Source organism: Phytobacter sp. SCO41, from assembly GCF_003073275.1.
GTDB lineage: Bacteria > Pseudomonadota > Gammaproteobacteria > Enterobacterales > Enterobacteriaceae > Phytobacter > Phytobacter diazotrophicus.
In genome coordinates this window covers 1,385,750-1,409,433 of the sequence record NZ_CP027225.1, presented here as the reverse complement: position 1 = coordinate 1,409,433, position 23,684 = coordinate 1,385,750, and the positions used below count along the sequence as shown (strand labels likewise).

Sequence of the window (23,684 nt, the reverse complement as noted above, 5' to 3'; positions counted from 1 at the left end):
ACACCCTCCCAGAATCTGGAAAGCGCTTCGCTGCGTTTAGCCGGTTCGATCAGTCATGTTACCGCGATCACAGGTCGTAACGTTACATGTTACCTTTCAGGTCATTTGTTTTTAAAACAATAAGATAGGTAGCTTACTTTTGCGTACACCTGCTAACGTTAATGCATCTTCACCCCCTTTTTTGCGGTTCATATAAGAGAGAACGTTATGAGCAGAGCCGTTAACGCCCTACAAAATTTCGGGAAGTCCCTCTTTGGTCCGGTGCTGATTTTGCCGATTGTCGGCTTGTTTATCGCCTTCGGAAATATTTTTGGCAACGGCAACCTGGCAGAGTACCTGCCGTTTCTCGGTCATCCGCTGATTCAACATACCGGGCAACTGATTGCTAAATCCGCCGTCTCCGTGTTGGCAAATCTGGCGCTGGTGTTTGCAGTCGGCATTCCCGTTGGTCTCGCCGCACGCGATAAAGGCTATGCCGCGCTCATTGGTCTGGTCACCTTTATCGTGTTTATCAATGCCATGAATGTCACCTTGCAGATGCAGGGCGGGCTGGCAGCGGCCGATCAGATGAAAGCCGCGGGCCAAAGTATGGTGCTGGGTGTACAGGTGCTGGAGATGGGTGTCTTCGCAGGGATCCTCACCGGCGCGCTATCGGGATATCTGTACAACAAGTATTCCGGCGTACAGTTTTCCGGGGCGATGGCTATCTATTCCGGCCACTGCTTTGTCGCCATCATCATGCTCCCTGTCTCTATGGTGCTGGGCGTTGTCATGAGCGAGCTGTGGCCTTTCGCCCAGCATGGCATCAGCACACTGGCAATGGCCATTAAAGGTGCCGGGCCATTCGGCGTGGCCATTTATGGCTTCCTGGAGCGCATTCTGGTTCCCACGGGCCTGCATCACCTGGTCTACACGCCATTTTTATATACCGAACTGGGCGGTACGCAGGAGGTGTGCGGCTCAATGTACCAGGGCGCGCGCAATATCTATTTTGCCGAAATGGCCTGCCCGGACGTGAAACAACTGAGCAGCACAGTGGTCTGGGATGCGCGTGGCATCAGTAAAATGTTCGGCCTGCCCGCCGCCGCACTGGCTATGTATTTGACCGCAAAGCCCGAACGCAAAGCGGCGGCAAAAGCGATTCTTATCCCCGCAGCGCTCACCTCCCTTCTGGTTGGGGTGACCGAACCGCTTGAGTTTTCTTTTCTGTTCGTCGCACCCCTGCTGTTCGTGGTGCATGCGGTGCTGACCGGCATCGGCATGATGCTTTTCTCGCTGCTTGGCGTCCATGCCATCGGCGCAAACGGCATCATTGATTTCATTCTCTATAACCTGCCGCTCGGCACTGAGAAGTCGAACTGGCCGATGTACATCGTGGTCGGGCTGATTATGTTCGCCCTCTACTTCGTTATTTTCCGTTTCCTGATTTTGCGTTTCGACATGAAGACGCCAGGCCGGGAAACCGACGACGAAGAGACACGTTTGTACAGCAAGCAGGATTACCAGGCCAAAGGTAACAACGACGGACTGGGCGAGGCAATTATCGAAGGACTTGGCGGACGCGGCAACATCGAGGTGGTAGACAACTGCTATACCCGTCTGCGCGTCACGGTGAAAGATGTCGCCACCATTGATGAACCTCGCCTGAAAGCAACAGGCGCGAAAGCGGTCATCAAACAAGGCAATAACGTTCAGGTGGTCTACGGGCTGCATGTCAAAAAAATGCGAGAAGCCGTTGAGGCGTTTCTCTAAAGGAGACTAAAGATGTTGAAACCCCCATTTATTCTCTCTATCGCCGGTGGCGGCAGCACCTACACGCCAGGGATTGTCAAAAGCCTGATGGTGCGTCTGGAGGATTTCCCGCTGGCGGAAATTCGCCTCTATGACATTGACGAAGCCCGACAGAGCACCATTGCGCCGGTGGTGGAAAAAGTGATTCGTGACCACAGCCAGAGCATCAAGTTTACCGTCACCAGCGACCCGGAGGCGGCCTTTAGCGGTGCCCACTTCGTCTTCGCCCAGATGCGTGTCGGCCAGTACAAAATGCGCGAGCAGGATGAGAAAATCCCGCTGCGTCATGGTGTGGTGGGTCAGGAAACCTGTGGACCTGGCGGCCTGGCGTACGGTCTGCGCACCATTCTGCCAATGGTGGAACTCATTGACCTTGTCGAGCGCTATGCCGATAAACGTGCATGGATTGTGAATTATTCCAACCCCGCTGCAATTGTTGCCGAAGGGGTACGTCGTCTGCGTCCGGACGCCCGCGTGCTCAATATTTGCGATATGCCGGTGGCGGCGATGCGCAATATGGGGGCGATCCTCGGCGTTGATCGCCACAAACTGGAGGTGGATTACTTCGGCCTGAACCATTTTGGCTGGTTTACCCGCGTGCTTGTTGATGGCGAAGACAGACTGCCTCAACTGCGTGAACACATTGCCCGCTTTGGCCTGCTCACCGAAGATGCCGCGCAGACCGATCCGCAACACTCGGATCCGTCGTGGGTGAAGACATGGCGCAATATTAAACCGCTGATGGATCATTTCCCGGAATATCTGCCGAACCCCTATCTCCAGTACTACCTGATGCCCAACGAAATTGTTGAACATCAGGATCCCAACTATACCCGCGCCAATGAGGTGATGAACGGCAGGGAGAAAAAGCTGTTTGCCGCAGCCCTGGAGTATCAACGTACCGGCGTCTTACCGGATGCGTTTCATGTCGGGGTTCACGGCGCGTTTATCGTTGATGTCGCCTGCTCGCTGGCCTTTGATTTACGTCAGCGCCATCTGGTGATCGTCGAAAATAAAGGGGCGATTGCGAACCTCCCCTACGATGCAATGGTAGAAGTACCGGCGTACATCACGGCAAACGGACCGGAGCCGGTGCGCATGGGGGCGGTGCCGTTGTTTCATCAAACGTTATTGATGCAGCAACTGGCTTCGGAACAACTGCTGGTTGAAGCCACCATTGAAGGTAGTTATGAAAAAGCCCTGCAGGCCTTTACGCTCAACCGCACAGTGCCCACCATGCAACACGCTAAAGCGATTCTTGATGAAATGATCGCGGCGAATCGCGAATACTGGCCCGCGCTGCAAAAAGCCTGGGAAAATGGGCGGGCGATAAAAAAATAACGAGGATACTCGCGCCTTTTGCGATGGTTGCTTGTCGGGGCAGGAAAAAACGTTAACAATTCAGGATATACCCTGAATAATTCAAGTTGCAGGCAGGCGGCAGATGAGAGAATCCCCGAAGCTTACTGATGTAAGTGACCGGGATGAACGAATCCAGCCAATACACCTGCAACCTGAAGCATGGCGGGTTTCTTGTTGATGACACGGAGGCAACCATGTCCACCTCTTTTTTTGTCTCAGCCGACTGGCTGATTGAACACGCCGATGACCCCGAGGTTCAGGTCATCGATGCCCGTATGGCACCCGCAGGCCAGGAACACACCCGTAATATGACGGCTGAATACCGCGCCGGGCACATCCCCGGGGCGGTATTTTTTGATATCGAAGCCCTTTCTGACCACACCACTTCGCTGCCGCACATGTTACCGCGCCCGGAAGCCTTTGCCGTCGCCATGCGCGAGCTGGGCGTAAGCCACGACAAACATCTGGTGGTCTATGACGAAGGCAATCTCTTCTCCGCCCCGCGCGCCTGGTGGATGCTGCGTTATTTCGGTGTCGAGCGGGTTTCAATTCTGGCAGGCGGATTCGCAGGCTGGCAGCGCGATGAACTGCCGCTTGAGCAGGGTGACGCCAACTTGCCGCAATCTGATTTCGAGGTGAAAGTTGACCCATCACTGGTTAAACGCCTGACCGATGTGCTGCTGGTCAGCCACGAGCGTACCGCACAGCTTGTGGATGCCCGCCCGGCGGCCCGTTTCAACGCCGAGGTGGATGAACCGCGTGCAGGCCTGAAACGCGGCCATATTCCCGGCGCGCTGAATGTGCCTTGGGGCGATCTGGTGGTTAACGGTGAACTAAAAACGACAGACGAGCTGGAGGCCATTTTCACACGTCAGGGCGTTAATCTGCAGGAGCCGATTATTGTCAGTTGCGGCTCGGGTGTCACCGCCACTGTCGTCATCCTGGCACTGACCACGCTTGGCGCAAATAACGTGAAGTTGTACGATGGTTCCTGGAGTGAATGGGGCGCGCGCGACGACTTGCCGATTGAACCTGCGTAAATGGATAACCGTTTAGCGCCCCTTTTAACGCGCGGGGAGTCTCTTACCCGCGCCGAATACCGGGTCCTCGCCCACCTCACGGATCACCCGCTGCTGGTGGGCAATATCACCGTCCGCGATCTGGCGACGGCGACATTTGTCTCTACTGCCACCATTATGCGGCTATGCCAGAAACTGGGGTTTAGCGGCTATAGCGAATTTATCTGGCACTGCAAACAGCTTCTGGCCGATACCCCTCATATTCCAGAGCAGGTTACGGGAAACGGTAATACCCTGCCTGCGCTTTTCCATCAGTTTATGGCGAACTACCAGCAGACCTTTCAGTGGGTAACCGAGGAAAAACGCCAACGGTTCGTCACATTACTGCGCGAGAAAGAGAGTTTTTTTCTTTATGGCGCCGGGTTTTCATATCTGTTTGCGGAATACCTGACAAAAAAATTGCAGGTGCTGGGCAAGACGGCATTTATCTCTGGCCCCGGCGACAGCCGTAATATCTTCCTCAGCAACGCGGCGCGTTACCAGGTGTTTATCGCCGTCTCACGTAGCGGCGAAACGGAACAGGTTCTGGATAAAGCACGTATTGCACAGAATATCGGTATGACAGTAATCGCCTTTACTCGCGCCTCGGCGAATACGCTGGCAAACCTCGCGGATTTGCATTTTGCGTTGTATGACGAAGCGGTGCATTTCGCCGCTGAAGCGGCCGGGGTAACGTCGTTTGAGTCGAATCTGGTGTTACTGATGGATTTACTGCTGCTGGAAGCGACGGGCTAAGCCCGTCGACGTATCAGATAATGCGGTTGTTCTTCAGATCGCGCAGGAAACTGCCCCAGCGGCGCTCATAGAAGGGGGTGATATGGGCAATCATAAAATGGCTGACCCCGTGTTCCCCTTTTACTACCTGGCAAATATCCACCGGCTCATCACCCGGTAAGGTATCCATTGCCACACTGCCTGCCGCCTCAATCACGCTCTCAATGTCGCCTTCGGCTTCAATACCAATCAGCAGGTTCGGCTGGGCATCATTTTTCTCTTTGATAGAGCAAAGATACGCACATTTCACGTGGTTGATGGTCGAGAACAATTTGGTCAACGAATCGATCATTTGCGCGGGCGGCTCTGCCACTTCGGACAGCAGCAGCGACATGCCGCCTTCCAGCACTTCCTGCTGGCTTAACGGACTGTCATCTTTACCCACCAGATGGCTGATTTCACGCGGCGTGAGCTCTTTCCCGGTCGGTAACTTCGCATTGAGGAACAGCGTCTCACCGAGCGTCATTTCAAATAGTGTACGCGCAGGCATCACCACAAACGCTTGCTCCGTTTCCACCGCCTGCTGCAGGGCTTCGAGGGAGGTGAAAAAGGGGATCACCGACTGGCCGTCGTCCTTTTCCCAGTGCTGTAGATCCAACGCGCTGTCTTCAACAATGGCTTCATCTTCCGCGGCAGTGCCTGGCACCCAAACAGTGGATTCCAGCAATTTGCGGAAAAATGCCGGGCGGTAAGCCGGCTCGGTCGCCGCTTTTTCCAGCAGGCTATCGAGAGTTTCAGGCTCGTGATGATGGTCGTGTTCGTGGTCTGAATGAGACATAAATTTTACTGTTCGTTTAAGCTGTTTGATGCCCTCACCCCGGCCCTCTCCCACAGAGAGGGGGACGGCCTGCACCGTACAATCCCCCTCGTCCCTTTGGGGAGAAGGTCAGGATGAGGGGGAAAATTACTTCGCGGTCAACAGATTCGCGATGGCACGCACGCCAAGGCCCGTCGCACCCGCAGCCCACTGCTCCACCGCCGCTTTACGATAGGTCGCAGAGCAGTCGATATGCAGCCAGCCCTGCTGATAATTTTCCACAAAATGCGACAGGAAACCTGCCGCCGTGCTTGCCCCTGCCGGGAATGCCGCGCCAGCGGTGTTATTCAGCTCGGCAAAGTTTGACGGTAGCTGATTACGGTGGAATTCCGCCAGCGGCAAACGCCAGAACGGCTCGTTTTCCGCCGCAGCGCTGGCCAGTAAACGGTTTGCCAGTTTGTCATCGAAGCTAAACAGCGCATGATAGTCATTACCCAATGCGGTTTTGGCAGCCCCGGTCAGGGTCGCGGCATCAATGATAAATTGCGGTTTCTGCGCGGAGGCATTAATCAGACCGTCTGCCAGCACCAGACGCCCTTCCGCATCGGTGTTCATGACTTCTACGGTTTTGCCGTTGCGGTAGCGGATGATATCGCCCAGTTTGAAGGCGTTGCCGCTGACCATGTTATCCGCGCAGCACAAGTAAAGTTTCACCCGCTTTTTCAGGCCGCGCGTAATCGCAAATGCCAGTGCGCCGGTCACCAGCGCAGCGCCGCCCATATCGGATTTCATCGAATCCATAAACACGGTCTGCTTGATGCTATAACCACCGGAATCGAAGGTAATGCCTTTACCGACCAGGCAGGCATAGATTGGCGCTTCTGCATCGCCCGTCGGATTATAATCCAGCGACAGCAGTACCGGGGGACGTTCAGAACCGCGCCCGACAGTATGGATACCCATGTACCCTTTTTCGCGCAGATCTTCGCCTTTCACGATCCGGTAAGAGACCGCCTCGCCGCCCACGTCATTGAGCAGATCCACAGCGCGTTGCGCCAGTTGTTCCGGCCCGAGATCTTCTGCTGGCGCATTGATGATGTCACGCACCCAGTCGATAGTTTTCAGACGGCTGTCGAGCTCTTTTTGATCGGACTCTGATAAGGTCGGCCACTCAACATTGCGCGTCCCTTTCGGCCCTTTGTAACCAGCCCAGAACGCCCAACTGCGATCCGCGTTCCAGCCTTCACCGCTCAGCGCGACATGCTTTATGCCCATGCCATCAATTTTGCGCGCGGCGCGCTGGATTAAGCCAGTGTCATCTTTACCGGTCAGGTGCAGGGTGATGCCGTCGTTATTAATACTGTAGAGCGCTTTTTCGCCCCAACGAGCGTCTGCGCCCTGGGTCGTCAGCGTAATTTTCATCGCTTCTGTTGTCATTGTTTTGTCCTTTAGCGCATGGGATATGAAAACGGGCCGCCAGAAGGCAGCCCGTCGATATCAAGATGCTTCATCTAACCAGACTAGCAGAATTGCTTCGAGAATCTTTTCGTTCGATGCGTTCGGATCGTCATCAAAATCTTCCAGATCGCAAATCCACTGGTGCATATCGGTGAAGCGGACAGTTCTCGGATCGAGATCCGGGTTAGCGTCATACAGCGCCTCGCCGATCTCGCGACTGTCGGTCCATTTCAGTGCCATATTAATGCTCCCGGGCGTGGTTGATAGTGTAACGCGGGATCTCCACAACCAGATCTTCGTCGGTGACGCGCGCCTGGCAGCCCAGGCGACTTTCCGGCTCCAGACCCCAGGCTTTATCAAGCATGTCGTCTTCGTCTTCGCTGCTTTCCGGCAACGAATCAAACCCTTCACGCACGACACAGTGGCAGGTGGTACAGGCGCAGGATTTCTCACAGGCGTGTTCAATCTCAATACCGCCACGCAGGGCTACATCAAGAATGGTCTCGCCGCTCTTAGCTTCCAGAACTGCGCCATCGGGACAGAGGTCCTGATGAGGCAGAAAAACGATCTTTGGCATGTTAAACCTCGTCGACGGAATGGCCTTTTAACGCGGTGCGCACGGATTGATCCATGCGGCGCGCGGCGAATTCCTGGGTTTGTTTGTCTAGATTTTTAATGGCTTGTTCGATGGCATCAGTATCATCGCCGTTAGCAACCGCACTTAACTGTGCGATAGCCTCGTCGATAACCGTCCGCTCTGCGGCGCTTAACAGCGCGGCATCTGTCGCCAGCGCACCGTTCAGGCTTTCCAGTACGCGGGCAGCTTCCACTTTTTGTTCGGCCAGCATACGCGCTTTCACGTCCTGCTCAGCGAAGCTCATGGAATCTTTAATCATGGTGGCGATTTCGTTGTCGGTCAGACCGTAGGAGGGCTTGACCTGGATAGCCGCTTCAACGCCGGTGGATTTCTCCATCGCCGTCACGCTGAGCAGGCCGTCCGCATCCACCTGGAAAGTAACACGGATATGGGCGCCACCCGCTGGCATCGCCGGGATACCACGCAGCGCAAAACGCGCCAGCGAACGGCAATCCTGCACCAGTTCGCGCTCGCCCTGCATTACGTGGATAGACATGGCCGTTTGACCATCTTTGAAGGTGGTGAACTCCTGCGCACGCGCCACCGGAATGGTGGTATTACGCGGGATAACTTTTTCCACCAGCCCACCCATGGTTTCCAGGCCAAGCGACAGCGGGATCACATCCAGCAGCAGCATGTCGCTGTCTGGCTTATTGCCCACCAGAATATCGGCCTGGATCGCCGCGCCAATCGCGACAACTTTATCCGGGTCGATGGAGGTCAGCGGCGTACGACCAAAAAACTCACCCACTTGCTCGCGAACCAGAGGTACACGCGTGGAGCCGCCCACCATGACCACTTCCAGCACTTCGTTAGGCTCAACGCCCGCATCTTTCATCGCGCGACGGCAAGAAAGCAAGGTACGTTTGACCAGCGTCGAAATCAGCGCTTCGAACTGTTCACGGGTCACTGTGCCCTGCCAGCCAGCCACCTCAACGGTGACGGACGCGGCATCGCTCAGCGCAATTTTTGCGGCAATAGCGGCGTCAAGCAGTTCACGCTGCAGACGGTTGTCGCCATGCTGAGGCAGGTTCGCCTGCTCGCGGATAAAATCTGCCAGCAGATGATCAAAGTCATCGCCGCCCAGCGCGGAATCACCGCCGGTGGCCAGCACTTCAAACACCCCGCGACTTAAGCGCAGAATGGAAATATCAAAGGTACCGCCGCCCAGATCGTAAACGGCAATCACCCCCTCTTTCCCGGAGTCCAGGCCATAGGCAATCGCCGCTGCGGTCGGTTCGTTAAGCAAACGCAGAACATGCAGGCCCGCCAGGCGCGCGGCATCTTTGGTGCCCTGACGCTGCGCATCATCAAAATATGCCGGAACAGTGATAACCACGCCGTCCAGCTCGCCAGACAGGGATTCCTGCGCGCGCAGCGCAAGGGATTTCAGGATATCGGCAGAGACGCGGATCGGGTTTATCAGCCCCGCGCTGGTGGCAATCATCGGCAAACCGTTCTCGCTTGCCTGCAATTGATACGGCAGATGCGGGTAACGTGCCTGGATGTCGCTCAGCGCGCGGCCCAGCATGCGTTTTACGGAACTGATGGTATTAACCGGATCCTGTGCGGCGTTGGCACGCGCGTCATAACCCACGGTATGTTCGGTGGCTGAATAGTGCACAACCGAAGGTAACAGATGACGCCCGGCGCTATCGGCAAGGGTCTCAGCCTGGCCGCTGCGTACAGTAGCAACCAGAGAATTGGTGGTGCCTAAATCGATGCCTGCCGCCAGACGACGCTGATGCGGCGCGGCACTCAAACCAGGCTCACTAATTTGTAATAAGGCCATCTTGTGCTTCCAGAAAAATTAAAAACCGAGCAGTTTTTCTTCGAGTTGTTCTATTGAGCTGCGCAGTTTATCGAGAAAACGCAGTTTACGCACGGTATCCGCCGCGACATCCCACGTTTCAGTATTCAGTTGTTCAATCAGTTGCTGATGGCGGGAATCAAACATACCTTTCACGCGTTTGCTAAAGCTTTCCAGACGCGCCTGATCCCGCGCCTGTTCAATCTCATCAAGCTCTTCACGCAATTCCAGTTGTTCCATCAGAAAAGCGGTATCGCGCACCGTGTGCTGTTCGCTGGCGAGATCGAAGCCATGCAGTGAAAGGAGATATTCCGCGCGGTTCAGCGGGCTACGCAGCGTCTGCCATGCCTGATTGATGGTTGCAGACTGCTGCAGCGCAGCCAGTTGTTCTGCCTGGGTTCCGCTGGCGAATTTATCCGGATGGTATTGACGCTGCAGATCCTGGTAACGTGACGCCAGCGCCTGAATGTCAATCTGATAGTGGGCGGATAACCCAAAGAGCGTGAAGTAATCCATAGCAATCTCGGAATAGCCTGCTAAAACAAACCCCACGCACAGTCACACTCTGCGTCCTTCACGCTGTCTCAGCGCGAAGGATGTGAGTCTTTTCTATGGTGGGGCTTATCGGTGAAATGCAATTACACGTTAAAGCTTTCGCCGCAACCGCACTCGTCTTTGACGTTCGGGTTGGTGAACTTAAACCCTTCGTTCAGGCCTTCTTTAACGAAATCCAGTTGCGTGCCATCAAGGAATTGCAGGCTCTTGCCGTCGATAACGACCTTCACACCTTTATCTTCGAACACGGTGTCTTCCGCCGAGGGTTCGTCAACAAATTCCAGTACGTAGGCCATGCCAGAACAACCAGAGGTTCTGACCCCCAGACGCAGGCCAAACCCTTTACCGCGGTTGGCCAAAAAGTTATTCACTCGCGTTGCAGCACTGTCGCTCAGGGTAATCGACATACAATGCCCTCAATTATTTTGCTTCACGTTTACTTTTGTAGTCCGCAATTGCGGCCTTAATCGCATCTTCCGCCAGAATAGAGCAGTGGATTTTTACCGGCGGCAATTCCAGCTCTTCGGCAATGTCAGTGTTTTTAATTGCCTGCGCTTCATCCAGGGACTTGCCTTTTACCCACTCGGTGACGAGTGAACTGGAGGCGATTGCCGAACCGCAACCGTAGGTCTTGAAGCGCGCGTCCTCAATGATACCTTCATTGTTGACTTTGATCTGCAACTTCATTACGTCGCCACAGGCTGGCGCACCCACCATACCGCTACCAACGCTCTCATCGCTGTTGTCGAAAGAGCCGACGTTGCGTGGGTTTTCGTAGTGATCGATTACTTTTTCGCTGTAAGCCATGTTCTGTTCTCCTGATTCCGCTACCGATTAGTGATGTGACCATTCAATGGTGTTCAAATCCACGCCCTGTTTGAACATTTCCCACAGTGGAGAAAGTTCGCGCAGACGACCAATGGAGTTGCGAACCAGCTTGATGGCGTAGTCAATCTCTTCTTCGGTAGTGAAACGACCTAAAGAGAAACGAATAGAGCTGTGTGCCAGCTCGTCAGTCATGCCCAGCGCACGCAGCACGTAAGAGGGCTCCAGGCTCGCCGAAGTACAGGCAGAACCAGAGGAAACCGCCAGGTCTTTGAGCGCCATGATCAGCGACTCGCCTTCAACGTAGTTAAAGCTGACGTTGAGGATGTTCGGTGCGCCCTGGTCGAGATCGCCGTTCAGGTAGACCTCTTCCATATCTTTCACGCCGTCCCACAGACGGTTACGCAGACCGCGCAGACGCGCCATCTCGGTTTCCATCTCTTCTTTGGCGATACGGTAAGCTTCACCCATGCCGACAATCTGGTGTACTGGCAGGGTACCGGAACGCATGCCGCGCTCGTGACCGCCGCCGTGCATCTGTGCTTCGATGCGGATACGCGGTTTACGACGCACATACAGCGCGCCAATCCCTTTCGGGCCATAGATTTTGTGGCCGGAGAAGGACATCAGATCCACTTTCAACTGGCTCAGGTCGATAGGCAGTTTGCCCACGCTCTGGGTCGCATCAACGTGGTAGATAATGCCGCGCGCACGGCACATTTCGCCGATGGTCGCGATATCCTGTACCACACCGATTTCGTTGTTCACGTGCATAATGGAGACGAGGATGGTGTCGTCACGCATGGCCGCTTCGAGCTCTTTCAGGTCGATGATGCCGTTGCGCTGAGGCGCCAGATAGGTCACGTCGAAACCTTCACGCTCGAGCTGACGGCAGGTGTCCAGCACGGCTTTGTGTTCGGTTTTGCTGGTGATGATGTGCTTGCCTTTTTTCTGATAGAAGTTGGCCGCACCTTTGATCGCCAGGTTATCGGATTCGGTCGCGCCAGAGGTGAAAACAATTTCACGCGGATCGGCACCAACCAGCTCAGCAATCTGATTACGGGCGATATCAACCGCCTCTTCAGCTTGCCAGCCAAAACGGTGAGAACGAGAAGCTGGGTTACCAAAAGTCCCGTCCAGAGTCAGACACTGCATCATTTTCTCAGCAACACGCGGATCCACCGGCGTCGTTGCGGAGTAATCGAGATAGATCGGTAATTTCATTGCTCTATAAACTCCGTACATCACTCAATGCAATGAATCAGGCTACCGGCTGGATGTACGACCGTTTATACGGGGTGACGGATCACCCCGGCCTGATTCTGAATTCTTATAGTGTTTTAACCTAACTGTTTTGCGGTGCGACAAGGCGGCAAGCTTGTGAATGCCCAGGAGCTTACATAAGTAAGCGCCCGGGTTAAACAAGTGCGGCCAACGCAGCAGCGCCCCGAAACAGGACGGGTAAATTATGCGCGCAGCTTAACGTCGATGGCATCCTGACCACGGGTCGTGCGATGGGATTCGTGCGTATGCTGACGATCCGACACATCGAGGATTTCCTGGTTATTGACCAACTCACCCAGGGTGATGTTGTTCAGGAAACCGGTCAGACGATCGCTCAGGTCACGCCACAGCGCATGGGTCAGGCATTTGTCGCCGCCCTGGCAGCCGCTTTTACCCTGGCAACGGGTTGCATCAACAGATTCGTCAACGGCGCTGATCACTTCACCAACAGCGATACTGCCTGCATCTTTACCCAGCAGATAACCGCCGCCCGGGCCACGCACGCTGGCCACGAGGCCATTTTTGCGCAAGCGAGAGAACAGTTGTTCCAGATAAGAGAGGGAGATTCCCTGACGTTCGGAAATATCAGCCAACGGTACCGGGCCCGTTTCGGAGTTGAGCGCAACGTCCAGCATTGCGGTCACGGCATAACGCCCTTTAGATGTCAGTCTCATGTCTTAACTTAGCCTCAGACTCGCCCCTGCCCGGGGTTTTTATTAAAATTTAAAATAATGTCGCATAGCAGGGGCAAGTCTGACATTCCTGACTAAATTGGTCAACTATTTACTTGACTGTTTTAGTCAGGTATTTGGCTTTACGTGCCGTTTTGCTTAAGGGCACTCTTCGCCCGCTTAAGCAGTCGGGACACACGCAAGAAAAAATACAGTAACTCTACTGTTTTTCCTGCGTTTTCTGCTCAATTGACGCCAGAATTCCACGCAGGATATTCAGCTCCTGGCTTTCCGGACGCGCACGGGTAAAGAGGCGGCGCAACTTGTTCATGACCTGTCCCGGGTGGCTTTCACGGATAAAACCGGTGGAGAGCAGCGTCTTTTCCAGGTGTCCATAGAAACGTTCCAGATCATCTACCAGCGGATACGGCGTCTCTTCATGTTCTTCCGTGCTGTCGTTTTCCTGCGTCGCCAGCCACGCCATACGGACTTCGTAAGCAATCACCTGAACCGCCATCGCCAGGTTCAGCGAGCTATATTCCGGATTGGCCGCAATGGCGACGTGATAATGGCATTTCTGGAGTTCGTCATTAGTCAGGCCAACGCGTTCGCGACCAAATACCAGCGCAACTGGCGCATGCTGTGCCTCGGAAACGCTTTTTAAGCCACACTCACGCGGGTCGAGCATCGGCCACGGCAGCGTACGCGAGCGGGCGCTGGTGCCGACAACGAGGCTACAGCCTGCCAGCGCCTCATCGAGGGTATCGACGATTTGCGCATTGCCAATCACATCGCTGGCACCTGCGGCCAGCGCGATTGCCTGGGAGTCCGGTTTAACCAGCGGGTTCACCAGCCAGAGGTTGGTTAAGCCCATCGTTTTCATTGCGCGGGCGACGGAGCCCATGTTGCCAGTGTGAGAGGTTTCAACCAGCACAATTCGAATATTTTGCAGCATATTTTTTCAACGGCTAAAGAATATTCGCGCATATTATCATAAAGCGAAGACATAATCCGAATTCGCTGCTATCATACGCGCCGTTTTCCGTTCTTTAACATCCAGTGAGAGAAACCGATGCATCCGATGCTGACCATCGCCGTGCGTGCTGCGCGCAAGGCGGGTAATGTAATTGCCAAACACTATGAAACCCCGGACGCTGTAGAAGCGAGCCAGAAAGGCAGTAACGATTTCGTGACTAACGTAGATAAAGCTGCAGAAGCAGTGATTATCGACACTATCCGTAAATCTTACCCGCAACACACCATTATCACCGAAGAAAGCGGTGAGCATGAAGGCACAGATCAGGATGTTCAATGGGTTATCGATCCACTGGATGGCACCACCAACTTCATCAAACGTCTGCCACACTTCTCCGTCTCTATCGCTGTGCGCATTAAAGGCCGCACCGAAGTCGCGGTCGTTTACGATCCAATGCGTAATGAACTCTTCACGGCAACCCGTGGTCAGGGCGCGCAATTGAATGGCTATCGTCTGCGTGGCAGCACTGCGCGCGACCTGGACGGCACCATTCTGGCGACCGGCTTCCCGTTCAAAGCCAAGCAACACGCGGCGACCTACATCAACATCGTTGGCAAACTGTTTACTGAGTGCGCGGATTTCCGTCGTACCGGTTCTGCTGCGCTGGACCTGGCCTATGTGGCTGCGGGCCGCGTTGACGGTTTCTTCGAAATCGCTCTCAAACCGTGGGATTTTGCGGCAGGCGAACTGCTGGTTCGTGAAGCAGGCGGCCTGGTGTGCGATTTCACCGGTGGTCATAACTATATGACAACCGGCAACATCGTTGCAGGTAACCCACGCGTCGTGAAAGCGATGCTGGCAAACATGCGCGAAGAGCTGAGCGACGCGCTCAAGCGTTAATGCCTGATAACCGCTTGCGGCCTGGCTGCAAGCGGTACTCTCTTTCGGCGAATCAAAAAGGCCGAAGCCCTCTTCCCATGATTTCCGCACTGAGCCACATCACAACCGATGCGGTGACAAGAATCGCCCCACCCGCCAGCGCGAGCGTCGTCCAGCCAACCTGCTTCCATAAGGCGGGGGCTTTATTCGCACTCAATTTCACCGCCAGTTGACGAAAACTGTGCACCAGTAGCGCCAGCGTCGAGATTGTCAATGATGTCCCGGCCGCCATCGCCATCGCCGAGGCAACACCCCAGCCGAAAACGCCAATCACCTTACTGAACAGCAGTACCATAATGGCCCCGGAACAGGGCCGCATCCCCATCGAGAGAATGATCATCAAACGCGCGCGCCAGTCATCGCCCTGCTGTAGCTGTTCCGCCGTGGGCAGATGCTGATGTCCACACCCGCAGTGTTCATGATGCTCATGATGAGGCGTAAACGCGGTAAACGTAGGTTTGCGTAACAGGCCGCGGAGTTTATTGACAGCACGCCAGCAGAGCAACAGGCCCAGTACCCCCACCAGCGCGTAGCTACATTTCTCCAGCCAGAAGCTGCTTAAATGAAGCTGACGGGCCGGTAGCGCCAGTACGCTCAATACGACAAACACCAGCGTCACCGCCACCAGCCCTTGCAGTAAGGAAGAAGCCAGCGTCAGCCCAATACTGGATTTCAGGCGTGAAGGATGCGTTGCAAGCCAGGTGGTGATCACCACTTTGCCATGCCCCGGCCCGAGCGCATGCAGTACGCCATACATAAAGCTCACCATCAGCAGAGAACCACCCGCGGCGGTCGGGCTTTCTGCCACGGCCTGAATCAGAGCGCTCATTTGCCGGTTAAACGCACGCTGCCAGCCGACACTTTCACGCAGTACCTGAGGCCAGACGTGCCAGAGCCAGAAGACACCCGCCAGCGCGAGCACGATAAAGAGGGCCAGAGGCCACCACTGCCGCCAGCGCCGCAGCGGTCGGCGTGTTGTGTTAATTACGGACATTGTACCGTCACCGTCTGCGCGAACTGTTTACCCAACTGCATGTCTTCCTCCGGCGCATCCGCTTTATCCAGCGATTGTGCATAGTTCAGCACATCTTCCCCCGGCTTCGGTGTTTTAACTGTAAGTTTGCATGTCTTCTGTACGGCATCCGGCAGCGTGGCATCACTTTCACTGGCATAACTCATGTCGACAAAATAGGTCGGATCATAGGTGGAAAAAGTATACGTCTGCCCACTCAGCGGCTGTGGTTCTGCCAGCGGCAACACAAAGGTAAGCACGGCCTTATGTCCTTCTCTCGCAAGGCCATAGCTTAAGGGTCGATTTTGAAATTTCACTTTTTGCCCGTTATGCCAGACTTCGGTGAAGTAATGCTGCCCCAGTACATTGGCCATCACTTCCGCCGCCAGCTTTTTCCAGATCTCGTCACCCGGTTTGGCATCACCCGCATCATAGAGGAGATCTGCGGAGGTAATTTCATCCATCGTCCAGCGCATATTCAGCCCGGTCCATTGCCCGTTATCCACCACAAGCTGCATTTTTATGCGGATGAAACTGTGCGGATGCGCCAGCGCACTGAATGATAAAAATGCGAGAAAGAGCCCAAAAGCGCATTGTTTAACTGCTTGCATGTATTCCTCACGAGAAAAATTCTGTGATGCTCTCCGGCAATCCTGAAGGAAAGGGCTGCGGCTGCGCTTTCACCAGACATACCTTTAGCTATTCTTATCAAACAACCTTACTGGAGCCTGACAGATGACTATAGAAATGACACCGCCATCTGTGCTCTCCAGTCCGCAGCGCCGCTGCCAGGTGCTTTTGATGCTCGCACTCCCAGGGCACACTGTCACCACGGAAATCATACGTGCCATGAATGGCGTGGATGAAGAGGTCACCCGGCAGGATATTGCCGAGACCGACCATGAGATCCAGCGTTTTCATCGGCTGACTATTACGTCCCGACAGGACGGCAGCTACCGGATTGAAGGCACAGCACTCGACCAACGTTTATGCCTGTTGCAATGGCTCCGGCGTGGGCTGCGCTTATGTCCCCATTTTATCACTCAGCAGTATGCGCCAGCGCTCAAAGCCGCCCTTAAACAACAGGGGGTTGCCCGCACGCTGTATGACGACACCAATTTGCGCGCATTGATTAACCTCTGCGCCCGGCGCTTAGAACGGTCATTTGAATGCCGCGACATTCAGTTTCTGCGTCTCTATCTCCAGTACTGCCTGCTGCAAAGTCACTACGGTTTTACGCCGGAGTTTAACCCGGTTCAGCAGGCATGGACACAGATGCGCGCAGAATACGCAGCGGCGCATGAAATCGTGCGTCACTGGCGCCGTCGTGTTACCGCGTTACCTCCCGGTAACGAACATGCCTTTCTCTCGCTGCTGTTTATGATGTTGCGTACCCCGGATCCACTGAACGACAGCCAGCAACAGGATAAACGCCTGCAACAAGCCATTACGCATATGATTGCCCGTTTTCGCGCGCTTGCCGGGCTGCGTTTCAGCGATGAGCAAGGGCTGGCGGCACAGCTCTATGTTCACCTGGCCCAGGCGCTGGATCGTAATCTCTTTGGAATTGGTATTGATGACAGCCTGCAGGAGGAGATTTTCCGTCTTTATCCACGGCTGGTACGCACCGCGCGCGAGGCGTTATTGGTGGTGGAAAAAGAATACGGCCTGCGTTTTAGCGATGAGGAAGCGGGCCTGGTGGCGGTCATCTTCGGGGCATGGCTGATGCAGGAAAGCGATCTGCATGAAAAACAGGTCGTACTGCTTACCGGCCACGAGCCAGAGCGCGAACAGGAAATTGAATTGCAACTGCGTGAACTCACGCTGCTGCCGCTCAATATTAAATATCTTCCGCTACAGGACTTTCAGAAACAGGGGGCTCCGCGCAATGTCACGCTGATCGTGACCCCGTACACGACCCCACTCCCCCTCTTTTCACCGCCGCTGATCCATGCGGATCGCCCGCTGACCGGTCATCAGCAGGCGCATATCCGTGAAATGCTTGAAGCTTAAGGCTGAGCGGCAACTTTCGGGCGCAAAAACAGTGCAGGCACTGCCAGTAGCGCCATCACCCAGAACAACCCCTGATGCAGATGCTGGAATAAGAATCCGGAGAACATGGTCATCACCGCGATACTTCCGCCCATCGCGACGGCCGAATAGACAGCCTGCAGACGAATTATCTCATTGTCTTTGCGTGCAGCGATGTAGCGCATACCGGCCAGATGGCAGACGGTAAAGGTACCACAGTGCAGGATTTGTACGACGATAAGCCACGACAGATCTGTCGTCCATCCCATCAGGCCCCAACGCACCAGCCCACAAACAGCAGACAGTAAAAGCAAATCGCGGGCGCTAAAGCGACGGAACAACCGGTTACTGAGCGTAAAGACAACGACTTCTGCGACCACCCCAAGTGACCAGAGATAGCCCACCGTTGAAGCGGAATACCCCGCTTCCTGCCAGTAGATGGCGCTGAAACCATAGTAGGCAGCGTGCGCCCCCTGCAATAGCGAAACGCAAACCAGGAAACGCCAGCTTTTTACGACCAGGTCGCGCCATGCCTTCCAGCCGGTGGCATCCTGATGGCGGGTATCTCCCTGCGGTAAAATCGACGGGCGTAGCAGCATTCCCAGCAGCAGAGAAGCAACCCCCAGCGTCAGCATCGCCAGCACCGCACGATAATCAAACTCGCTAACCAGTTTTCCGGTTGCCGCCGAGCCAATCACAAAGGCGATAGAGCCCCAAACGCGAACCCGACCGTAGTCCATGGGAAACTGTTTCTGCCAGGTGTTGGCAAGCGCATCCGTCAGGGGAACCAGCGGTGAGAAAAAGAGGTTAAAACCGATAATCACCACCATGAGCCAGGCCACATGAGTCCCGGCCCAAAAGGCGAGCGCGAACACCAGCGTAATCAACGCAAGGAGACGTAAGGCGTTAATGAGAAGTGAGGGGTTACTGACGCGAGGTGCAATAAGCAGGCTGCCAAGGAAACGGGCTACCAGGCCTGCACCGAGCAAGATCCCGATGGTTTCCGGCGTGAGTCCTGTGCCTTTGAGCCAGACGCTCCAGAAGGGCAAAAAGATGCCGTAACTAAAAAAGTAGGTGAAATAAGCGAGCGCCAGCCAGCGCGTGGACTGCAAAACCATGATTCCCTCCTGAATGAGGCGATAGTCTGGAGGTAAATCAATAAACTGGCAAGTAACAGTTATATAACAGGTTGGGGAGGCGTGTTATTCCCTTACCGTTAGCGGATATAGGAATCCAACACACTCAGCACCACATCAAGGTCGGCTTCACGTTTGACTTCATCATTTTCATGAACGATATGATCGGTCAAATGCCCTTTAATAACCTCACGCATCAAACCGTTAACCGCCCCGCGAATAGCCGCGATTTGCTGCAAAACCTGTGCGCATTCATGCGGCTCATCAAGCATCTTTTTCAGCGCCGCAACTTGCCCTTCAATCTTACTCGCCCGTGCTTTGAGCTTTCTTTTATCCCGAATGGTATGCGACATACTGACCTCATTTTCGCGTCTGCTGAGTGGAAAAATCATATCACAGAACAACTGGGGGGGAGTTTCTTTCTACTGGGGATAGTATTTTTTACTGGGGGGGAGTAGATTTAAAAGAGATAACAATTAGCGAGAATTATTCTCATGACCGATTTTGCGACCCTCTTTCAGCAGGGAAATGGCTGGTTTTTCATTCCGAGCGCCATTCTGCTCGGCGCGCTGCACGGCCTTGAACCTGGGCATTCAAAAACGATGATGGCAGCCTTTATTGTGGCGATCAAAGGCACCGTAAAACAGGCCGTTATGCTCGGTCTTGCGGCCACGCTGTCTCATACGGCGGTGGTCTGGCTTATCGCGATGGGCGGGATGTTTATCAGCCGTCGGTTCACTGCCGAAGCCGTTGAGCCGTGGATGCAGATGATCTCAGCGGTAATTATTCTGGGGACAGCCGCATGGATGTTCTGGCGTACCTGGCAAGGTGAGCGCCAGTGGCATGCGGGTCACCACCATGATCATCACCACGGTCATGACCACCATCACGATCATCCGCATCCCCACCCTCATGCTCAAGGTTTGATTTTCCAGCCTGCTCAAGCCGCCAGCCTGAGCCTGCGCCAGCCGGTGATCCTCTCTGCGCGGAAAGTGGAGAAACAAGAAGAGTATCGTGACGCGCACGAACTGGCCCATGCCCGGGATATCGAGCGCCGCTTTAACGGCACAAAGGTGACCAACGGGCAAATTCTGCTGTTTGGCCTGACAGGTGGGCTCATCCCCTGCCCGGCAGCGATTACCGTGCTGCTGATCTGTATTCAGCTTAAGGCGTTAACGCTGGGCGCTACGATGGTGGTGTGTTTTAGCATCGGTCTGGCATTAACCCTGGTTGCGGTAGGCGTGGGAGCGGCAGTGAGTGTGCAGCATGCGGCGAAACGCTGGTCAGGATTCAATACTCTTGCGCGGCGCGCGCCCTATTTCTCAAGCGTATTGATTGCACTGGTAGGGATTTATATGGGCGTTCACGGCTATTTCACTCTGCGATAAGGCAAAAAAATGCCCGCAAGATGCGGGCATTTTTGTATGCTTTCAGGGCTTATGCATAAACCGGGAAGCGTGCGCAGATATCCAGAACTTTACCTTTGACGCGCTCGATAACCGCTTCATCATTGATGTTGTCCAGCACGTCACACATCCAGCCAGCCAGCTCTTTCACTTCCGCTTCTTTAAAGCCGCGGCGCGTTACGGCCGGGGAGCCGATACGGATACCGGAGGTGACGAACGGGCTCTTCGGATCGTTCGGCACGCTGTTTTTGTTAACGGTGATGTTGGCGCGGCCCAGCGCGGCGTCAGCTTCTTTACCGGTGAGGTTTTTGTCAACCAGATCCAGCAGGAACAGATGGTTTTCCGTACCGCCGGAGACCACTTTGTAGCCACGATTCAGGAACACTTCCACCATTGCTTTCGCGTTCTTAGCAACCTGCTGCTGGTAGACTTTGAACTCTGGCTCCATCGCTTCTTTCAGCGCGACGGCTTTCGCGGCGATGACGTGCATCAGCGGGCCGCCCTGTGCGCTTGGGAACACAGCGGAGTTCAGTTTTTTGTACAGCTCTTCGTTACCGCCTTTCGCCAGGATCAGGCCACCGCGCGGACCCGCCAGGGTTTTGTGCGTGGTCGTCGTGACGACGTGAGCGTGTGGAACCGGGTTCGGGTAAACGCCTGCCGCAATCAGACCGGCAACGTGCGCCATGTCAACGAACAGGTATGCGCCGATGCTGTCTGCGATTTCACGCATTTTTGCCCAGTCAACGATACCGGAGTAAGCAGAGAAACCACCGATGATCATCTTCGGTTTGTGTTCCTGAGCCTGCTTCGCCATGTCTTCATAGTCAATTTTACCGGACTCATCGATACCGTAAGGGATGATGTTGTACAGTTTACCGGAGAAGTTAACCGGGGAGCCGTGAGTCAGGTGGCCGCCTTGCGCCAGGTTCATACCCAGCACGGTATCGCCCGGCTGCAGCAGCGCGGTGTAGACCGCAAAGTTAGCCTGAGAACCGGAGTGCGGCTGTACGTTCGCGTAGTCAGCGCCGAACAGCTCTTTTGCACGGTCGATAGCCAGTTGTTCAACGATATCGACATACTCGCAACCGCCGTAGTAGCGTTTGCCCGGATAACCTTCGGCATATTTGTTGGTCAGCTGAGAGCCCTGTGCCTGCATTACACGCGGGCTGGTGTAGTTCTCGGAGGCGATCAGTTCAATGTGTTCTTCCTGACGTACTTTTTCCTGCTCCATAGCCTGCCACAATTCGGCATCATAATCGGCAATGTTCATTTCACGTTTTAACATCCGCATCTCCTGCTCAGCTAACAATAAAGCAACTCAAATTTGAGGGCCCGTTTTGGGGAACGGCTCACAGTATAACTGATTCATATCGCGATAACAGGTCTTGACAAAGGTTTTTACGCAAACGATTGGCTACGCGCCAGACAAGGGTTTGAGAGATAATGCACTTTGCCTTTGCAACGGAATTCTTTTCACGTTTGTGATGCAACTTCTTCACGTTGAAATTCATCGCCGCAGCCGCTTTCCTCTTTACAACCCCGCAGCCTCGCCTATAAGATGCATTTTAAATACATCTTATAAATCACCTGACAGGAAGCGACTATGCTTGACGTTCAAACCATCGCGACAGTGAAAGCCACCATTCCTCTGCTGCTGGAAACCGGTCCAAAACTGACCGCCCATTTTTATGACCGGATGTTTACGCACAATCCCGAGCTCAAAGACATTTTCAACATGAGCAATCAGCGTAACGGCGATCAGCGCGAAGCATTGTTCAACGCTATTGCGGCCTATGCCAGCAACCTTGATAACCTCGCCGCGTTACTGCCAGCAGTGGAAAAGATTGCCCAAAAACACACCAGCTTTCAGATCCAGCCTGCGCAATACGACATTGTCGGCCATCATCTGCTGGCGACCCTTGATGAGATGTTCAGCCCAGGCCAGGAAGTCCTCGATGCATGGGGTAAAGCTTATGGGGTATTGGCTGGCGTCTTTATTCAGCGAGAAGCGCAACTGTATGATGAAAATGCGAGCAAAACCGGCGGCTGGGAAGGAACGCGCCCGTTTCGTCTGGTGGAAAAAACCGGGCAAAGCACGTTAATCACCAGTTTTGAATTCGCCCCTGTTGATGGGCAACCCGTTGCTGATTTCCGTCCGGGGCAATACATCGGCATCTGGCTCAAACCGGAAGAATTTGCTTATCAGGAAATCCGCCAGTACTCCCTGACACGCGCCCCTGACGGTAAACATTATCGTATTGCGGTTAAACGTGAAGAAGGTGGGCAGGTCTCAACCTGGCTGCATCAGCGCGCGCAGGTCGGCGACGTGGTACATCTGGCGGCCCCGGCAGGTGACTTCTTTATGGATGTCGAGGGCAACACCCCGGTTACGCTCATCTCCGCAGGCGTCGGCCAGACACCAATGCTGGCGATGCTCGATACACTCGCCCGGGCTGGACATAAAGCCCAGGTAAACTGGTTTCATGCAGCAGAAAATGGCGATGTTCACGCCTTTGCCGATGAGGTGAAAACACTGAGCAGCAAACTGCCTCGCGTGACGTCTCATGTCTGGTATCGCGCGCCTACCCATTTTGATAAACAGGCGCAGGCCTTTGATAGCGAAGGGTTGATGGATCTGAGTAAGCACGAGTCGGCATTCAGCGATCCGGCCATGCAGTTTTATCTTTGTGGTCCGGTGGCGTTTATGCAATTTGCCGCGAAGCAACTGGTCGGGCTGGGGATGAAGGCAGAGAACATTCATTACGAATGTTTTGGCCCGCACAAGGTGCTGTAAGAGCAGGAAGAATAGCCCTCACCCGCCAGGGTGAGGGAGAGGATCAGATAGCCGCGTCGTCTTCTTCGCCGGTACGGATACGTACCACGCGGGCAACATCGAAGACAAAAATCTTACCGTCGCCGATTTTACCGGTCTGGGCCGTGCGGATAATGGTATCTACGCAGGTCTCAACGATATCATCGGTGACAACGATTTCGATTTTTACTTTCGGCAGAAAGTCCACCATGTACTCTGCACCACGGTACAGTTCGGTATGGCCTTTCTGGCGACCAAACCCTTTCACTTCGGTCACCGTCATCCCGGTAATGCCGACTTCGGCCAGCGCTTCACGCACGTCATCCAGTTTGAAAGGTTTAATAATTGCATCAATCTTTTTCATGGTTG

The 23,684-nt window shown here is 54.5% G+C and carries 25 protein-coding genes; 8 read left to right on the top strand and 17 right to left on the bottom strand.

The genetic code is table 11. From position 1 onward, the window contains the following. Window positions 1-207 precede the first annotated feature (207 nt). The 4 genes from C5523_RS06965 (at window position 208) to C5523_RS06950 (ending at window position 4,967) form a co-directional block, all read left to right on the top strand. Window positions 208-1,752, top strand: a complete 1,545-nt coding sequence (locus tag C5523_RS06965; protein ID WP_079496159.1) for a PTS transporter subunit EIIC — start codon at window positions 208-210, stop codon at window positions 1,750-1,752. A 12-nt stretch (window positions 1,753-1,764) separates the two neighbouring features. Next, window positions 1,765-3,132, top strand: coding sequence for a 6-phospho-alpha-glucosidase (locus C5523_RS06960; protein WP_071193424.1), 1,368 nt, complete (start codon window positions 1,765-1,767; stop codon window positions 3,130-3,132). A 215-nt stretch (window positions 3,133-3,347) separates the two neighbouring features. Next, the gene (gene sseA / locus C5523_RS06955; protein WP_039079789.1) at window positions 3,348-4,193 is read left to right on the top strand and encodes a 3-mercaptopyruvate sulfurtransferase; all 846 of its coding nucleotides are present in this window, start codon (window positions 3,348-3,350) and stop codon (window positions 4,191-4,193) included. After that, window positions 4,194-4,967, top strand: coding sequence for a MurR/RpiR family transcriptional regulator (locus tag C5523_RS06950; RefSeq protein ID WP_108700836.1), 774 nt, complete (start codon window positions 4,194-4,196; stop codon window positions 4,965-4,967). A 13-nt stretch (window positions 4,968-4,980) separates the two neighbouring features. Here the strand turns inward: C5523_RS06950 and sseB are convergent, their stop codons facing one another. The 11 genes from sseB to trmJ form a co-directional block, all read right to left on the bottom strand. Further along, entirely contained in the window at window positions 4,981-5,784 is an 804-nt protein-coding gene (gene sseB, locus C5523_RS06945; RefSeq protein ID WP_108702296.1) for an enhanced serine sensitivity protein SseB, read from the bottom strand. A 126-nt stretch (window positions 5,785-5,910) separates the two neighbouring features. Next, complete coding sequence (gene pepB / locus C5523_RS06940; protein WP_108700835.1) at window positions 5,911-7,200, bottom strand: aminopeptidase PepB; 1,290 nt, start codon at window positions 7,198-7,200, stop codon at window positions 5,911-5,913. 60 nt (window positions 7,201-7,260) lie between these two features. Then, window positions 7,261-7,461 carry a Fe-S cluster assembly protein IscX gene (gene iscX / locus C5523_RS06935; protein ID WP_039079658.1) on the bottom strand — a complete coding sequence of 67 codons (201 nt, stop codon included), beginning with the start codon at window positions 7,459-7,461 and terminating at the stop codon, window positions 7,261-7,263. A 1-nt stretch (window position 7,462) separates the two neighbouring features. Next, a complete protein-coding gene (gene fdx, locus C5523_RS06930; RefSeq protein WP_039079657.1) occupies window positions 7,463-7,798 on the bottom strand; it encodes an ISC system 2Fe-2S type ferredoxin in 336 nt (111 codons plus the stop codon). A 1-nt stretch (window position 7,799) separates the two neighbouring features. Continuing rightward, window positions 7,800-9,650 carry a Fe-S protein assembly chaperone HscA gene (gene hscA, locus C5523_RS06925; RefSeq protein ID WP_039079656.1) on the bottom strand — a complete coding sequence of 617 codons (1,851 nt, stop codon included), beginning with the start codon at window positions 9,648-9,650 and terminating at the stop codon, window positions 7,800-7,802. An 18-nt stretch (window positions 9,651-9,668) separates the two neighbouring features. Next, window positions 9,669-10,184 carry a co-chaperone HscB gene (gene hscB, locus C5523_RS06920; protein WP_039079655.1) on the bottom strand — a complete coding sequence of 172 codons (516 nt, stop codon included), beginning with the start codon at window positions 10,182-10,184 and terminating at the stop codon, window positions 9,669-9,671. A gap of 122 nt (window positions 10,185-10,306) precedes the next feature. After that, complete coding sequence (gene iscA, locus C5523_RS06915; RefSeq protein ID WP_039079654.1) at window positions 10,307-10,630, bottom strand: iron-sulfur cluster assembly protein IscA; 324 nt, start codon at window positions 10,628-10,630, stop codon at window positions 10,307-10,309. A gap of 13 nt (window positions 10,631-10,643) precedes the next feature. Next, window positions 10,644-11,030, bottom strand: a complete 387-nt coding sequence (gene iscU, locus C5523_RS06910; RefSeq protein ID WP_003860661.1) for a Fe-S cluster assembly scaffold IscU — start codon at window positions 11,028-11,030, stop codon at window positions 10,644-10,646. A gap of 27 nt (window positions 11,031-11,057) precedes the next feature. After that, entirely contained in the window at window positions 11,058-12,272 is a 1,215-nt protein-coding gene (gene iscS / locus C5523_RS06905; protein WP_039079653.1) for a cysteine desulfurase, read from the bottom strand. A 242-nt stretch (window positions 12,273-12,514) separates the two neighbouring features. Further along, window positions 12,515-13,006 (bottom strand): Fe-S cluster assembly transcriptional regulator IscR, encoded by a 492-nt coding sequence (iscR, locus tag C5523_RS06900; protein ID WP_039079652.1) that lies wholly within the window; start codon window positions 13,004-13,006, stop codon window positions 12,515-12,517. 217 nt (window positions 13,007-13,223) lie between these two features. After that, entirely contained in the window at window positions 13,224-13,958 is a 735-nt protein-coding gene (gene trmJ, locus C5523_RS06895) for a tRNA (cytosine(32)/uridine(32)-2'-O)-methyltransferase TrmJ (protein WP_108700834.1), read from the bottom strand. Between the two features lie 117 nt (window positions 13,959-14,075). Here trmJ and suhB point away from each other — a divergent pair, with 117 nt between their 5' ends. Next, on the top strand, window positions 14,076-14,879 hold the full coding sequence (suhB, locus tag C5523_RS06890; RefSeq protein WP_039079650.1) for an inositol-1-monophosphatase: 804 nt from the start codon (window positions 14,076-14,078) through the stop codon (window positions 14,877-14,879). Window positions 14,880-14,931: 52 nt separating this feature from the next. On the opposite strand, the gene C5523_RS06885 is transcribed toward suhB, so the two are convergent. Both C5523_RS06885 and C5523_RS06880 read right to left on the bottom strand, forming a co-directional pair. Further along, entirely contained in the window at window positions 14,932-15,912 is a 981-nt protein-coding gene (locus C5523_RS06885) for a nickel/cobalt transporter (RefSeq protein WP_108700833.1), read from the bottom strand. Continuing rightward, a complete protein-coding gene (locus C5523_RS06880; RefSeq protein ID WP_039079648.1) occupies window positions 15,903-16,541 on the bottom strand; it encodes a DUF1007 family protein in 639 nt (212 codons plus the stop codon). The genes C5523_RS06885 and C5523_RS06880 overlap by 10 nt, the downstream gene beginning before the upstream one ends. Window positions 16,542-16,665: 124 nt before the next feature. On the opposite strand from C5523_RS06880, the gene csiE reads away from it, so the two are divergent. Then, window positions 16,666-17,943, top strand: a complete 1,278-nt coding sequence (csiE, locus tag C5523_RS06875; RefSeq protein ID WP_039079647.1) for a stationary phase inducible protein CsiE — start codon at window positions 16,666-16,668, stop codon at window positions 17,941-17,943. Here the strand turns inward: csiE and C5523_RS06870 are convergent. Both C5523_RS06870 and rcnR read right to left on the bottom strand, forming a co-directional pair. Continuing rightward, window positions 17,940-19,079, bottom strand: a complete 1,140-nt coding sequence (locus C5523_RS06870; protein ID WP_108700832.1) for a 3-phenylpropionate MFS transporter — start codon at window positions 19,077-19,079, stop codon at window positions 17,940-17,942. The two genes, csiE and C5523_RS06870, sit on opposite strands and share 4 nt — an antisense overlap. Window positions 19,080-19,177: 98 nt before the next feature. After that, the gene (rcnR, locus tag C5523_RS06865) at window positions 19,178-19,450 is read right to left on the bottom strand and encodes a Ni(II)/Co(II)-binding transcriptional repressor RcnR (RefSeq protein WP_039079645.1); all 273 of its coding nucleotides are present in this window, start codon (window positions 19,448-19,450) and stop codon (window positions 19,178-19,180) included. A 141-nt stretch (window positions 19,451-19,591) separates the two neighbouring features. Here rcnR and C5523_RS06860 point away from each other — a divergent pair, with 141 nt between their 5' ends. Then, a complete protein-coding gene (locus tag C5523_RS06860; RefSeq protein WP_103245361.1) occupies window positions 19,592-20,485 on the top strand; it encodes a nickel/cobalt efflux protein RcnA in 894 nt (297 codons plus the stop codon). A gap of 49 nt (window positions 20,486-20,534) precedes the next feature. Here C5523_RS06860 and glyA read toward each other — a convergent pair whose 3' ends face one another. After that, window positions 20,535-21,788, bottom strand: a complete 1,254-nt coding sequence (gene glyA, locus C5523_RS06855) for a serine hydroxymethyltransferase (protein ID WP_039079643.1) — start codon at window positions 21,786-21,788, stop codon at window positions 20,535-20,537. Between the two features lie 318 nt (window positions 21,789-22,106). On the opposite strand from glyA, the gene hmpA reads away from it, so the two are divergent. Further along, window positions 22,107-23,297: an NO-inducible flavohemoprotein gene (hmpA, locus tag C5523_RS06850; RefSeq protein WP_108700831.1), complete on the top strand. Its 1,191-nt coding sequence runs from the start codon at window positions 22,107-22,109 to the stop codon at window positions 23,295-23,297. Between the two features lie 43 nt (window positions 23,298-23,340). On the opposite strand, the gene glnB is transcribed toward hmpA, so the two are convergent. After that, window positions 23,341-23,679: a nitrogen regulatory protein P-II gene (gene glnB, locus C5523_RS06845; protein ID WP_024549981.1), complete on the bottom strand. Its 339-nt coding sequence runs from the start codon at window positions 23,677-23,679 to the stop codon at window positions 23,341-23,343. Between the last annotated feature and the right edge of the window lie 5 nt (window positions 23,680-23,684).